Genomic DNA, 13,034 nt, shown 5'->3' with positions numbered 1-13,034 from the left:
CTGACATGCGACCGGTAGCCGGCACGCCCCCGATTGAAACGGCCGTCTCCGGTCAAACTTCCGCGACTGCCTCCGCCACTACCGCTACCGCTGCCGCTGCCGTTGCCGCTACTGCTGCCGCCCAGACTGTCGGCGCGGCTGCTGCCTCTGCCGCCTCTGCCGGCGCGGCTGCCCACCCGGCCAACCCGGGCAACCCGGGCAAGGGCAGCGCGGCGCCGGCGCTGGATGCAACCGATCCGTTCGGGGCACCGGAGGCCCGCCAGCGCTGGCGCCAGGCTCTGGTGTGGACCCTGCTTGGGCTGCTGCTGGTGGCGGCCGGCGCCCTGTTTGCCTGGCAGCGCCACCGCGCCGCGGCGCAGACCAGCGCCTTCGTGACCACGCCCGTCAAGCGCGGCAGCCTGGTACTGAGCGTGACGGCCAACGGCACCTTGCAGCCCACCCGCGCCGTCAACATCGGCAGCGAGCTGTCGGGCACCGTGTCGCGCGTGCTGGTCGACATCAACGACCAGGTGCACAAGGGCCAGGTGCTGGTGGAACTCGATACGGCCAAGCTGAACGACCAGATCGTGCGTTCGCGGGCCGCGCTGGCCTCCGCCCGGGCTGCCGTGGCCGTGGCCGCCGCCACCCAGTCGGAGGCCAGGACGGCGCTGGCGCGCCTGGAGGAAGTGGCACGCCTGTCGGACGGCAAGGTGCCTTCGCGGGCGGAAATGGACACGGGGCGGGCCACCCTGGCGCGGGCCGAGGCGGGCGTGCTGAACGCCAGGGCGGCTGTCGACAGCGCCCAGGCCGCGCTGTCGACCGACATGACCAACCTGTCTCGCGCCTCGATCCGGGCGCCCATCGATGGCGTGGTGCTGAGCCGCAGCGTCGATCCCGGCAACGCCGTGGCCGCCTCGCTGCAAGCCGTCACGCTGTTCCAGCTGGCCGAGGACTTGCACCACCTGCGGCTGCTGGTCAACGTGGACGAGGCCGACGTGGGCGCCGTGCGCGTGGGGCAGGCCGCCATGTTCACGGTGAGCGCCTATGCCAACCGGCCCTATCCGGCCACCATCACGCGGGTGGCCTACGGTTCCACCATCACCGACAACGTGGTGACCTACGTGGCCTACCTGGATGTCGACAATGCGGACCTGACCCTGCGCCCCGGCATGACGGCCACCGCCACCGTGCGCGCCGCCCAGCGCGACAACGTGCTGCTGATCCCCAACAGCGCGCTGCGCTTTTCGCCCCACGGCGGCGGCAAGGGCGCGTCGGGTGGCATCGTGTCGTCGCTGATGCCGCGCCTGCCCGCGCGGGCGCCGCGCCAGGCCGGCGTGGTCGGCGGCGGGCAGAGCCAGCGCCAGATCTGGGTGCTGCGCGGCGACACGCCCCAGGCCGTGACGGTGCAACTGGGCATCAGCGACGGGCGCAACACCGAGGTCAGCGGCGACGCCATCCAGGAAGGCATGCAGGTCATCACGGACCAGCGGGCCGCCGCGCAATGAACGGGCCGGACCAATTGGCGGCAGGGATCACGGGCGCCACAGCGTCCGGACAGCCCGCGCCGCCCCTGATCCGGCTGCGCGACGTGTCCAAGCGCTACGGCAGCGGCGCCACGGCGTTGATGGCGCTGGACCATGTGAGCCTCGACATCGCGCAGGGCGAATTCGTCGCCATCATGGGCCCTAGCGGCTCGGGCAAGTCCACGGCCATGAACATCCTCGGTGCGCTCGATACGCCCACGGGCGGCCACTACCTGTTCCGCGACGTGGACGTGGGCGCCACCACGCGCGACCAGCGGGCCCGCCTGCGGCGCAGTTCCATCGGTTTCGTGTTCCAGGGTTTTAACCTGCTGGCCCGCACGTCGGCCCAGGAGAATGTCGAACTGCCCTTGCTGTACCGGGGCGAGAGCGCCAGTGTGCGGCACGCGCTGGCGGCGGGCGCGCTGCAATCGGTCGGACTGGCCGGCTGGGAAGGTCACACCCCGGCCGAACTGTCGGGCGGCCAGCAGCAGCGGGTGGCCATCGCCCGCGCCATCGTCACGCAGCCGGCCCTGCTGCTGGCCGACGAGCCGACGGGCAACCTCGATAGCCAGCGCAGCCGCGAAATCATGGAACTGCTGGCGGCGCTGAACCGCGAGCAGGGCATCACCGTCGTCATGGTCACGCACGAGCCGGACATGGCGCTGTATGCGCACCGCATCGTGCGCTTCCTGGACGGGAAGATCGACAGCGACAGCGTCAATCCCCAGCCGGTGGGCGCGGCGGCGGAGGTGGCCTGATGCTGCTCAATACATTGCTGCTGGCCTTGCGTTCGATCCGGCGCAATTTGCTGCGTTCCTTCCTCACCATGCTGGGCATCGTGATCGGGGTGGGCGCCGTGATCACCATGGTCACGCTGGGCAATGGCGCGACCCAGGCCGTGCATGACCAGATCGCCAGCCTGGGCAGCAATCTGCTGATGGTGCGGCCCGGCCAGCGCCAGGGACCGGGCGGCGGCGGGGGCGGCGCGCCCGCCTTCAAGGAGGCCGACGCGGAAGCCATCGCGGCCCAGATCGGCGGCATCCGCGCCGTGGCGGCCGAGTCGCGCAGCGGCCAGACGGTGGTCGCCAACGGCCGCAACTGGTCGAGCAGCGTGATCGGCGGTAGCGCCGACTGGCTGACGGCGGCCAACTGGACGCTGGCGGCGGGCCGGCCGTTCGACGACGGCGAGCAGCGCGCCGGCGCCGCCGTGTGCGCCGTCGGCGCCACCGTGGCCCGCGAGCTGCTGGGACAGCGCGATCCGCTGGGCGAACGGCTGCGCATCAAGCAGTTCTCGTGCGTGATCGTGGCGCTGCTGGCCGCCAAGGGCCAGGGCGCGATGGGCAACGACCAGGACGATCTGGTGCTGCTGCCGCTGCACACCTTGCAGCGGCGCGTGACGGGCAACCAGCGCGTGGGCACCTTGCTGATTTCGATGGAGGAGGGCAGCGACAGCATGGCCCTGCAGGCCCGTCTGAGCCAGCTGCTGCGCGAGCGGCGCAAGCTGAGCGTGACGGAGGAAGACAATTTCAATGTGCTCGATACGCGTCAGCTGGCCGACACCATGTCCGGCGCCACCCGCGTGATGACGACGCTGCTGGGCGCCGTGGCGGCGGTGAGCCTGCTGGTGGGCGGCATCGGCATCATGAACATCATGCTGGTCAGTGTGACGGAGCGCACGCGCGAGATCGGCCTGCGGCTGGCCATCGGCGCGCTGGAGCGGGAAGTGCTGCTGCAGTTCCTGATCGAGGCCATGGTGCTGGCCGCGCTGGGTGGCCTGACGGGCGTGGTGCTGGCAGCCGGCGCCACGGCGCTGGCGGCCAGGGCCATGGAGTTGCCTTATCTGTTCAACCCCGGCATCAACCTGCTGTCGTTCGTGTTCTCGGCCGGCATCGGGGTGGTGTTCGGCTATGTGCCGGCGCGGCGTGCGGCCCGGCTTGACCCGATCGAAGCGCTGCGCCACGAGTAGCGTGCGGCCGGCATCTGCAGGCGGCGCGCAACGCGGCCGTTACGGCGGCGGGGCGGCCAGAGGACACAGGCAACGGCGGGCCGGCATCGAGGCCGCCGCGCCGCATCGGTCACGGCTGGCTGCCGTCACGGCCGCCACAGCAGATAGGGCAGCCAGGTGGCCAGCACCATCAGGAGCAGGCCCGGCGCCACGGCCAGGAAGAAGCGCCGGCCGCCGCTGGCCGCCGCCAGCAGCTTGCTGACGCTGTTGGCCGACAGGGCCAGCAGGAAGGTCAGCACCATTTCCGGCGGCTGCAGCGTGCCGCTGGCGGCCAGCGACAGGATGGAACTGGCCGCCGCATGGACATCGGCCAGCGCGGCCAGCATGGCGCCGGCCTTGGCCGCCGTCGGTCCCAGGTAGGCATTGGCGTAGGAGACGATGCCGGTCGCTGCGCTCAGCAGGGCGGCAAAGATCACCGCCTGGCGGATGCTGAAGGCGCGGCCGATGCGCTGGCCGCGCTTGGCCGTCCCGTCCGAGGCCCGGTGCAGGCGCCACGCGCTCAGCAGCAGCGTCGCCAGCAGGGCGCTGCCCAGGCTGGGCGCCAGGTGGCGTATGTGGCCCGGTGCGATGGTCAGCGTCACCACCAGCAGCAGCACATAGGTGGCGATGTTGGACAGGGTGGCGGCCGTGGCCGTCACACCGAGCAGGGCCGGTTCGTTGCGGTAGCGCTGGCCCATGGTGGCGATGGTGGCCGTGCTCGAGACAAAGCCCGAGGCCAGCCCCGTCAACGCCAGGCCCATGCCGGGGCCGGCCATGCGCAGCGCGATATGGGCCGCCCCCTGCATCGCCATGATGACCAGCACCAGCCCCCACATGCGGCGCGGATTGGCGCCCAGCAGCCAGGCGTTGGCGCTGTCGGGCAGCAGCGGCCACACGATGAGGGCGGCGCCGGCCAGGATCAGGGCGTCGCGCAGTTCGCCGCTCTTGAGCGTGACGCGCACGAAATGGTGCAGGGGGCCGCGCAGGTTGAGCAGCGAAGCGACGACCACGGCCGCGCCGGCCGAAATGGCGGGATTGTCGATCGCATTCACGCCCAGCAGGAAGGCCAGGAACAGGGCCAGTTCCGTCGTCACGCCGGGATCGTCGGAGCGGTCGCGCCAGTGCGAGATCAGGCTCAGGGCCAGCACCAGCGCCGCCGCCGCCAGCACCAGGCTGGCCGACAGGGTCTGCGCCAGCCCGCCCGTGAACGACACGAGGGCGAAGCTGCGCACGCCCACGAAGGCCCGGGTCGGGCCGCTGCCCTTGCTGCGTTCGCGCTCGACCCCGATCAGCAGGCCGCAGCCGAGCGCGACACCGAGTCCGGTCAGGGTAGAGGTTGAAAAAGTCATGCCCTGATTCTGCCAGCCATTGGCGGTAGCCGCAATGCAACGTCCATCAAAGCCCTGTTGCGTTGAAATATTTTGCAGTTTTTTGTAGCTTGATTGAGAATTATCAACAACTTGATCCAGCGCAAGGTTTTGACGTGTAAATCCGCTCATATTGCTCTGCATGGCCGGGTACGCCGGCCATGCATAGGACTAAGAAAGAAGGCGAACATGAAACTGACATTCCTCGGCGCAACCGGCACCGTGACCGGCTCCAAATATCTGCTGCAATCGGGCGCCCGCCGCATCCTGGTCGACTGCGGCCTGTTCCAGGGCTACAAGCAGCTGCGGCTGCGCAACTGGGAAGACTTCCCCGTCCCGCCGGACGAGATCGAAGCCGTGGTGCTGACCCACGCCCACCTGGACCACAGCGGCTACCTGCCGCTGCTGGTCAAGAACGGCTTTCGCGGCAAGATCTACTGCAGCGAGGCCACCTACGACCTGTGCAAGATCCTGCTGCCCGACAGTGGCCACCTGCTGGAAGAAGAAGCCATGCACGCCAACCGCCACGGCTATTCGGGCCACGCGCCGGCGCTGCCCCTATATTCGGAAGCGGACGCGCTGCGCGCGCTCGACTACTTCCAGCCCATGCCGTTCGACGTGGCGTTCGGTGTAGTGCCGGGGCTGACGGCGCAACTGGCGCTGGCTGGCCACATCCTGGGCGCGGCCATCGTCACGATACGGTCGGCCACCACCCGCCTCACTTTTTCCGGCGACCTGGGACGGCTGCACGACGCCATCATGGTCGCGCCCAGCATCATCGAGGAGACCGATTACCTGGTGCTGGAATCGACCTACGGCGACCGCACGCACGATCCGGCCGATCCCGCCATCCTGCTGGGCCAGACCATACGCGAGACCTCGAGCCGCGGTGGCGTCACCATCATCCCCTCGTTCGCCGTGGGGCGCGCCCAATCGCTGCTGTACGAGATCTACAAGCTCAAGAAAAAGGGCGAGATCCCGGACCTGCTGCCCGTCTACCTGAACAGCCCCATGGCCACCGACGCCACGGCGCTGTACATGCGCTACCGCCACCAGCACCGCCTGAACCGGCATGACACGGAAGCCATGTGCCACGCGGCCAAGATCGTCAACAGCGTGGAGGAATCGATCGCCCTCAACCAGCGCCAGGTGCCGATGGTGATCATCGCCGCCAGCGGCATGGCCACCGGCGGGCGCGTGCTGCACCACCTGACGGCGTTCGCCTCCGATTCCCGCAACACCATCCTGTTCGCCGGCTTCCAGGCCGGCGGCACGCGCGGCGCGGCCATGCTCGATGGTGTCCCGGCCATCAAGATCCACGGTGAATATGTGCCCCTCAATGCCCAGGTACGCCAGATCGATAACCTGTCGGCCCACGCCGACGGTAACGAAATCATGACGTGGCTGCGCCACTTCCGCAAGGCGCCCAAGCGCACCTTTATCACGCATGGCGAGCCGCCGGCGGCCGACGCGCTGCGCCGCCGCATCAAGGAAGAGCTGCACTGGGATTGCCGCGTGCCCGAGTACCGCGACCAGGTGGACCTGGCATGAGCCGCGCCCATGAAGCATTGCAGCTGCACCGGCTGGGCATCGACACCTACCAGGAGCCGGTGGTGTTCCTGCGCCGTGATTGCCCGATCTGCCGTTCGGAAGGCTTCGAGGCCCAGTCGCGGCTGGAGGTATGGCGCGGCGAGCGCCACATCGTCGCCACCCTCAATGTGGTGCACGGCAACCTGATCGAACGCTGCCAGCTGGGCTTGTCGGAGGCGGCCTGGCGCGCGCTGGGCGGCGCCAACGGCGATGCGGTGCGGGTGCGGCACGCGCCGCCGCTGCAGTCGTTTTCCGCCGTGCGGGGCAAGATCTACGGGCGTCCGCTGAGCGCCGACGCGGCCAACAGCATCGTGCAGGACATCGTCGAGGGCAAATATTCCGACATCGAGATGGCGGCCCTGATCACGGCTTGCTCCGGCAACCGCATGGACGTAGCCGAAACCATCGCGCTGACCCGTTCCATGATCGCCGTGGGCCAGCGCCTGCATTGGGACAGCGAGATCGTGGTCGACAAGCACTGCGTCGGCGGCCTTCCGGGCAACCGCACCACGCTGATCGTGGTGCCCATCGTGGCCGCCTGCGGCCTGACCATACCCAAGACCTCGTCGCGCGCCATCACCTCGCCGGCCGGCACGGCCGACACCATGGAGACGCTGGCGCCGGTGGGCCTGGACCTGGCGAAAATGCGCCAGGTGGTGCAGCAGGAAGGCGGCTGCATCGCCTGGGGCGGCGCCGTCTCGCTCAGTCCCGCCGACGACTTGCTGATCCGGGTCGAGCGTCCGCTGGGACTGGACAGCGACGGCCTGCTGGTGGCCTCGGTGCTGTCGAAAAAGATCGCCGCCGGTTCCACCCACGTGGTGATCGACATTCCTGTCGGCCGCACGGCCAAGGTGCGGTCGGCGGCGGCGGCCGAGTCGCTGGCCAAGCGGCTGGTGGATGTGGGCCAGGCGCTGGGCATCGCCGTCAGCACGGTGCTGACCGACGGTTCGCAGCCGGTCGGACGCGGCATCGGTCCGGCACTGGAAGCGTGGGATGTGCTGGCCGTGTTGCGCAACGAGCCGGGCGCACCGGACGATTTGCGCCAGCGCGCCTTGCTGCTCGCGTCGCGCCTGCTGGAGCTGGGCGGCAAGGCGGCGCCGGGGCAGGGCATGGCGCTGGCCGAATCCGTGCTGGCCAGCGGCGCGGCCTGGACCAAGCTGCAAGCCATCTGCGCGGCCCAGGGCGGCATGCGCGAGCCGCCCCGCGCGGCCTACACGCACGAGCTGGCGGCCCTGCACCAGGGCCAGGTGGTGGCCATCGACAACCGCAGCCTGGCGCGCCTGGCCAAGCTGGCCGGCGCCCCGCTGGCGCCCGCTGCTGGCCTGGTGATGCATGCGTCGCTGGGCAGCCGGGTCGCCGTCGGCCAGCCGTTGCTGACATTGCACGCTGAATCGCCCGGCGAACTGGCGTACGCGCTGGCCTACGCCGAATCGCAGGAAAACCTGTTTACCATCGAGGAGCCCCAATGAGTCCCATGTTGTTGGCGTTGCCGGGCGCGCAGGCGTTCGCGGCACGGCTGGCGGCCTGCCTGCCATACGAGACGGGCGAACTGGAGATCCACCGCTTCCCCGACGGCGAATCGTGCCCGCGCCTGCCGCCCGGCGTGGCCGGGCGCGATGTGCTGCTGGTGGCCGCGCTGGACCGGCCGGACGAGAAGTTCATGGCGCTCTACCTGGCGGCCGGCGTGGCGCGCGAACTGGGTGCGCGCAGCGTGGGCCTGGTCGCGCCGTATCTGCCCTACATGCGGCAGGACGCCATCTTCGCGCCGGGCCAGGGCGTGACGGCGCGCCATTTTGCGCGGCTGGTGTCGGGCTGCTGCGACTACATGGTGACGGTCGATCCGCACCTGCACCGCTTCCACAGCCTGGACCAGATCTACACCATCGCGACGGAAGTGGTGCCGGCCGCACCGGCCATCGCGGCCTGGATCGCGGCCAACGTGGCGCAGCCGGTGGTGGTGGGACCGGACGAGGAAAGCGGGCAGTGGGTGGCGCAGGTGGCCGCGCTGGCCGGCTGTCCGTCCACGGTGCTGAGCAAGGTGCGCAGCGGCGACCGGGCGGTGGCGGTGTCGGCGCCGGCGGCGCAGCTGCTGGCCGGCCGCACGCCGGTGCTGGTGGACGATATCGTGTCGACCGCCCGCACCATGATCGCGGCCAGCGGCCAGTTGCAGCGGGCCGGCGGCATGGCGCCCGTGTATGTGGGCGTGCATGCGCTGTTTGCCGATGATGCCTATGCCGCGCTGCAGGCTGCAGGGCCGGGCCGCATCGTCACGTGCAACACGGTGCAGCACGTCAGTAACGGCATCGATGTGGCGCCGGGACTGGCGGCAGCGGCCGCGCGCCTGCTGGCGGCCCGCGGCTGACGGACGGGCGCTGCCTGCGGGAGCGCCCGCAGGCAACCGGATGGCAGCGGCGCTTAGTGCGCCATCAGCACAGGCAGCGTCATTTCCGCCAGGATGGTTTTGGTGACGCCGCCCAGCACCACCTCGCGCACGCGCGAGTGGCCGTAGCCGCCCATGACGAGCAGGTCGACATCGATATCGGCCGCCAGCGACAGCAGGGCGTTGCCGATGTCCAGTTCCGTCGCCTGCTGCAGCACTTCGACCTTGATGCCGTGGCGGGCCAGGTACAGCGCCATGTCGGCGCCGGGCTGGGCGCCGTGCGTGTTGTATTCGGCGTAGGGGTTGAACACGGCCAGCGTGACCTTGCCGGCCCGGCGCAGCAGGGGAATGGCGCAGGTGATGGCGCGGGTGGCTTCGGCGCTGCCGTCCCAGGCCAGCAGTACATGCTCGCCCAGCTTGTCGAACTTGCCCGCGTACGGCACTACCAGTACCGGCCGCGCACAGTGCAGCATCACGTACTGCGGCAGGTCGCCGGCGATATTGGGGGTGGGCTCGTCCGGGTCCGTCTGGCCCACGATCACCAGGTCGGCGTAGCGCGCCTGCAGCGTCAGGCCGCTTTCGGATTCGTCGTCGATGCGGCGGTGCTCGAACGACTTTACGCCCAGGCGGCTCACTTCCGCCTCGAATTCCGCCAGGGCCCCGTCGGCACGCTCGTTCAGGAAGCTCAGGTCGGCGGGCGCGACGGGCGCTTCGGGCGACATGGAGGCGCACTGGTAAATGAATTGCGACAGCCCCGTCATGGCGGCGCCCACCAGATGGGCTTCCTCGCGGTTGGCCAGTTGCGCCGCCAGGTTTACCCGGCCAGCGAGGTGTTTCGATTTTTCGACGTGTACCAAGATCGTCTTGTACGACATGACTTTCCCCCTTGCTAGTGTTATGTCCGCAGCTGCGGCTTATTTGGCTGCCGGTGCGTGGTCCATGCGGTCCATCATCATTTGCATCATCATCTGCATCATGTCCATGCGCTGTTCCAAGTCGCGCCCCGGGCCGCGGCGCTCACCCATCATGCCGGGACCGCCCTGTGGACCACCCTGCGGACCGCCTTGCTGGCCGCAACCTGGTGCGCCACCTTGGCCACCCTGAGAACCGCCCATCATGCCGCAGCCACCCATGTGGTTCATCATCGTCATGCTGTCCTGCATCAGCTTCATGTTTTCGTTCATCAGGGCGCGCCGCTGTTCCGGCGTGGCGCGCATCATCTTGTCGTGCAGGTCGCGCATGGCTTTGATCTGGGCATCTACATTCTGCGCCGGTTGAGCCTGTTGAGGCGCTGGCTTGGCCGGCGGCGCCGAGGCGGGCGGGGCGGCGTTCGCCGCGGTGGCCAGCAACAGGGAAAGGGCGAGCGGGAGGGCGAAATTCTTCTTCATGACAGCTCCTGGTGGGTGAAATGCGGCGCCTGTGGCGCCCGGCAAGATTGATAGTAGTGACATAGCCCGTAAAAATGATTGATCCAAATCAAAATCCCCAAATGTCATGCTAGACAACGCAACCATGTTAACGCATGCCGAAGCGGCGGCTGAGCCAGCTTTTGATGGCTTGCGTCAATACCAGGTAGCCGCCCAGGATGAAGGGCAGGATGGTCCAATAGCGTCCCGGCATGGGCACGAAGCCTAGCACGGGCCCCAGCGGCGAGGATGGCAGCCACAGGCCCAGCAGGCAGATGCCCGAGGTCGTCATCAGCAGCGGCAGGCTGGGACGGCTTTGCAGGAAGGGGATGCGGGCCGTGCGCAGCACATGCACCACCAGTGTTTGCGACAGCAGCGATTCCAGGAACCAGCCGGTCTGGAACAGGGCCGGCGCGCCGGCGGCGCCGCAGGCATACCACAGCACGGCAAAGGTGACGTAGTCGAACAGGGAGCTGATCGGCCCCAGGCTCAGCATGGCGCGGCCGATGTTGGCGATGTCCCAGCGGCGCGGCCGCTTCAGGTATTCGCCGTCCACGTGGTCGCTGGCCAGCGTCGTCTGCGACACGTCGTACAGCAGGTTGTTGAACAGGATCTGCACCGGCGCCATGGGCAGGAAGGGCAGCAGCAGGCTGGCGCCCAGCACGCTAAGCATATTGCCGAAGTTGGAGCTGGCGCTCATGCGAATGTATTTGCTGATGTTGCCGAACACCTTGCGTCCCTCGATCACGCCGTCCTTCAGCGCCAGCAGGCTTTTTTGCAGCAGGATGATGTCGGCCGATTCCTTGGCGATATCGACGGCGCTGTCGACGGAGATGCCGACGTCGGCCGCCTTGAGGGCGGCGCCGTCGTTGATGCCGTCGCCCAGGTAGCCGATCACGTGGCCGCGCGCCTGCAGGGCGCGGATCACGCGCGCCTTCTGCTGGGGATTGAGCTTGACGAACAGCGACGCCTTCTCGGCCTGGCGCGCCAGGGCCGGCTCGTCCAGCGCGTCGATCTCGGCGCCATGCAGGATGGTGTGCACGGGCAAGCCGACGTGGCGGCAGACGTTGCGGGTGACGGCTTCATTGTCGCCCGTTAGCACCTTGACGGCCACGCCGTACTGCTTGAGGGCGTGGATGGCTTCCGCCGCACTGTCCTTGGGCGGATCGAGGAAGGCGATGTAGCCGACCAGTGTCAGCCCGGCCTCGGCGCTGTTGTCGAAGGCCTGTTCCTGCGGCGCCAGTTCGCGGCAAGCCACGGCGATGACGCGGAAGCCATCCTCGTTCAAGTCCTGCACCACCCGGCCCAGCGCGGCGCCGTGGTGTTCCTCCAGCGAGACGATGGCGCCCTGGCGCTCGGCCTGGGTGCAAACGCCCAGCACTTCTTCCACGGCGCCCTTGCAGATCAGCACCCGGCTGCCATCCCGGCGCTGGACGATGACGGACATGCGGCGCCGCTCGAAATCGAAGGGCAGTTCGTCGACCTTGGTGAAGGCGGTGTCGGCCTGGATGTGTTCATGTACGTCCACGTACTTGAGCACGGCCACGTCCAGCAGGTTTTTCAGGCCGGTCTGGTAGAAGCTGTTGAGGTAGGCATATTCCGTCACGCGGGCCGAATCCACGCCGTCGATGTCGACGTGCTTTTCCAGGATCACCCGGTCCTGGGTCAAGGTGCCCGTCTTGTCCGTGCACAGCACGTCCATCGCGCCCACGTTCTGGATCGCGTTCAGGCGCTTGACGATCACCTGCTTGTCCGACATGGCCAGCGCGCCCTTGGCCAGGTTGATGGTGACGATCATGGGCAGCATTTCCGGCGCCAGGCCCACGGCCACGGCCACCGCGAACAGCAGCGCCTGCAGCCAGTCGCCTTTGCTGTAGCCGTTGATGAGGAACACCAGTGGCACCATCACCAGCATCACGCGGATCATCAGCCACACGAATTTGTTGACGCCCAGGTCGAAGCTGGTCAGTTCGCGGGCGCCGGCCAGTTCGTCGGCGATGCGGCCGAAGCAGGTGCGGCTGCCGGTGGCGATCACGAGCGCGGTGGCGCTGCCGCTGAGCACATTGCAACCCATGAAGGCGATATTGCCCAGTTCCAGCGGCGGCACGGTGGCCGGCACGGCCTGGGCCAGCTTTTCCACCGGCATGGATTCGCCCGTCAGGGCCGACTGGCTGACGAACAGGTCGCGGCAGGCCAGGATGCGCACGTCGGCCGGTACGATGGCGCCCACGGACAGCTGGACCACGTCGCCCGGCACGATCTGGTCCAGCGGCAAGTCCACCGCCTGGGCCCCTACGGCATCGCTGCGCAGCACGTTGACGGTGGTGCGCACCATCGAGCGCAGCTTTTCCGCCGCCAGGTCGGAGCGGTGTTCCTGGACAAAAGCCAACAGGGACGACAACACCACCATCACGGCGATCAGCGTGGCGCCCCACGCTTCGCCGGTGGCGAAATTGATGGCCGACAGGGCCAGCAACAGCAGCGACAGCGGGCTGGCCAGCAGTTTGAGGAAGCGGGCCAGCACCCCGCGACGGTTTTCGTGGGCGACCACATTGGGGCCGTAACGTTGCAGGCGTTCCCGGGCTTGCTGTCCGGTCAACCCGGCCGCACGGCTTTCCAGGCGGGCCAGGGCGGCGTCGGGGCTGTCGGCGGCCACAGCCAGCAGCGTCGCGTTGGTGGACGGATCGTTGCTTGCGTCTGGCTGGCGCGGATGCGCAGGGCTTGGGGGCACGATGACGGGTCTTCTCTCAGAAGTCAGGTTGCCCGGTACGGAGGCGCTCCGGGGACATGTTATTCAGAATAACA

The 13,034-nt window shown here is 68.6% G+C and carries 10 protein-coding genes; 6 read left to right on the top strand and 4 right to left on the bottom strand.

The genetic code is table 11. The annotated features are described in order from the left end of the window. Positions 1-5 precede the first annotated feature (5 nt). The 3 genes from AC3WOS_RS02450 to AC3WOS_RS02440 are packed head-to-tail and all read left to right on the top strand — an operon-like array spanning position 6 to position 3,468. Positions 6-1,484, top strand: coding sequence for an efflux RND transporter periplasmic adaptor subunit (locus AC3WOS_RS02450; RefSeq protein WP_492714233.1), 1,479 nt, complete (start codon positions 6-8; stop codon positions 1,482-1,484). Next, positions 1,481-2,260 (top strand): ABC transporter ATP-binding protein, encoded by a 780-nt coding sequence (locus tag AC3WOS_RS02445; protein WP_492714232.1) that lies wholly within the window; start codon positions 1,481-1,483, stop codon positions 2,258-2,260. The genes AC3WOS_RS02450 and AC3WOS_RS02445 overlap by 4 nt, the downstream gene beginning before the upstream one ends. After that, on the top strand, positions 2,260-3,468 hold the full coding sequence (locus tag AC3WOS_RS02440) for an ABC transporter permease (RefSeq protein ID WP_492714231.1): 1,209 nt from the start codon (positions 2,260-2,262) through the stop codon (positions 3,466-3,468). Before AC3WOS_RS02445 ends, AC3WOS_RS02440 begins: the two co-directional genes overlap by 1 nt. Positions 3,469-3,593: 125 nt before the next feature. Here AC3WOS_RS02440 and AC3WOS_RS02435 read toward each other — a convergent pair whose 3' ends face one another. Further along, the gene (locus AC3WOS_RS02435) at positions 3,594-4,835 is read right to left on the bottom strand and encodes an MgtC/SapB family protein (RefSeq protein ID WP_492714230.1); all 1,242 of its coding nucleotides are present in this window, start codon (positions 4,833-4,835) and stop codon (positions 3,594-3,596) included. A gap of 207 nt (positions 4,836-5,042) precedes the next feature. Here AC3WOS_RS02435 and AC3WOS_RS02430 point away from each other — a divergent pair, with 207 nt between their 5' ends. Genes AC3WOS_RS02430 through AC3WOS_RS02420 form a run of 3 tightly spaced genes read left to right on the top strand, consistent with a single transcriptional unit; the run spans position 5,043 to position 8,805 of the window. Continuing rightward, entirely contained in the window at positions 5,043-6,404 is a 1,362-nt protein-coding gene (locus tag AC3WOS_RS02430; protein ID WP_492714229.1) for an MBL fold metallo-hydrolase RNA specificity domain-containing protein, read from the top strand. Continuing rightward, on the top strand, positions 6,401-7,912 hold the full coding sequence (locus AC3WOS_RS02425; RefSeq protein ID WP_492714228.1) for a thymidine phosphorylase family protein: 1,512 nt from the start codon (positions 6,401-6,403) through the stop codon (positions 7,910-7,912). The genes AC3WOS_RS02430 and AC3WOS_RS02425 overlap by 4 nt, the downstream gene beginning before the upstream one ends. After that, on the top strand, positions 7,909-8,805 hold the full coding sequence (locus AC3WOS_RS02420; protein WP_492714227.1) for a ribose-phosphate diphosphokinase: 897 nt from the start codon (positions 7,909-7,911) through the stop codon (positions 8,803-8,805). The genes AC3WOS_RS02425 and AC3WOS_RS02420 overlap by 4 nt, the downstream gene beginning before the upstream one ends. 53 nt (positions 8,806-8,858) lie before the next feature. On the opposite strand, the gene AC3WOS_RS02415 is transcribed toward AC3WOS_RS02420, so the two are convergent. The 3 genes from AC3WOS_RS02415 to mgtA all read right to left on the bottom strand — a co-directional run bounded on the left by AC3WOS_RS02415 (position 8,859) and on the right by mgtA (position 12,960). Next, positions 8,859-9,698 carry a universal stress protein gene (locus tag AC3WOS_RS02415; protein WP_492714226.1) on the bottom strand — a complete coding sequence of 280 codons (840 nt, stop codon included), beginning with the start codon at positions 9,696-9,698 and terminating at the stop codon, positions 8,859-8,861. A gap of 39 nt (positions 9,699-9,737) precedes the next feature. Next, positions 9,738-10,211 carry a hypothetical protein gene (locus AC3WOS_RS02410; RefSeq protein ID WP_492714225.1) on the bottom strand — a complete coding sequence of 158 codons (474 nt, stop codon included), beginning with the start codon at positions 10,209-10,211 and terminating at the stop codon, positions 9,738-9,740. A gap of 127 nt (positions 10,212-10,338) precedes the next feature. Beyond that, the gene (gene mgtA / locus AC3WOS_RS02405) at positions 10,339-12,960 is read right to left on the bottom strand and encodes a magnesium-translocating P-type ATPase (protein WP_492714224.1); all 2,622 of its coding nucleotides are present in this window, start codon (positions 12,958-12,960) and stop codon (positions 10,339-10,341) included. Positions 12,961-13,034 lie beyond the last annotated feature (74 nt).

It is taken from the genome of Rugamonas sp. FW305-51, assembly GCF_058786935.1.
This window is presented reverse-complemented; position numbering and strand designations above follow the sequence as displayed.

What these genes read in the sequence shown, in the direction of transcription:
- AC3WOS_RS02440 (WP_492714231.1), top strand. Translation starts at nt 2,260, where the DNA reads ATGCTGCTCAATACATTGCTGCTGGCCTTGCGTTCGATCCGGCGCAAT.
- AC3WOS_RS02445 (WP_492714232.1), top strand. Translation starts at nt 1,481, where the DNA reads ATGAACGGGCCGGACCAATTGGCGGCAGGGATCACGGGCGCCACAGCG.
- AC3WOS_RS02435 (WP_492714230.1), bottom strand. Translation starts at nt 4,835, where the DNA reads ATGACTTTTTCAACCTCTACCCTGACCGGACTCGGTGTCGCGCTCGGC.
- AC3WOS_RS02450 (WP_492714233.1), top strand. Translation starts at nt 6, where the DNA reads ATGCGACCGGTAGCCGGCACGCCCCCGATTGAAACGGCCGTCTCCGGT.
- AC3WOS_RS02430 (WP_492714229.1), top strand. Translation starts at nt 5,043, where the DNA reads ATGAAACTGACATTCCTCGGCGCAACCGGCACCGTGACCGGCTCCAAA.
- AC3WOS_RS02415 (WP_492714226.1), bottom strand. Translation starts at nt 9,698, where the DNA reads ATGTCGTACAAGACGATCTTGGTACACGTCGAAAAATCGAAACACCTC.
- AC3WOS_RS02420 (WP_492714227.1), top strand. Translation starts at nt 7,909, where the DNA reads ATGAGTCCCATGTTGTTGGCGTTGCCGGGCGCGCAGGCGTTCGCGGCA.
- AC3WOS_RS02410 (WP_492714225.1), bottom strand. Translation starts at nt 10,211, where the DNA reads ATGAAGAAGAATTTCGCCCTCCCGCTCGCCCTTTCCCTGTTGCTGGCC.
- AC3WOS_RS02425 (WP_492714228.1), top strand. Translation starts at nt 6,401, where the DNA reads ATGAGCCGCGCCCATGAAGCATTGCAGCTGCACCGGCTGGGCATCGAC.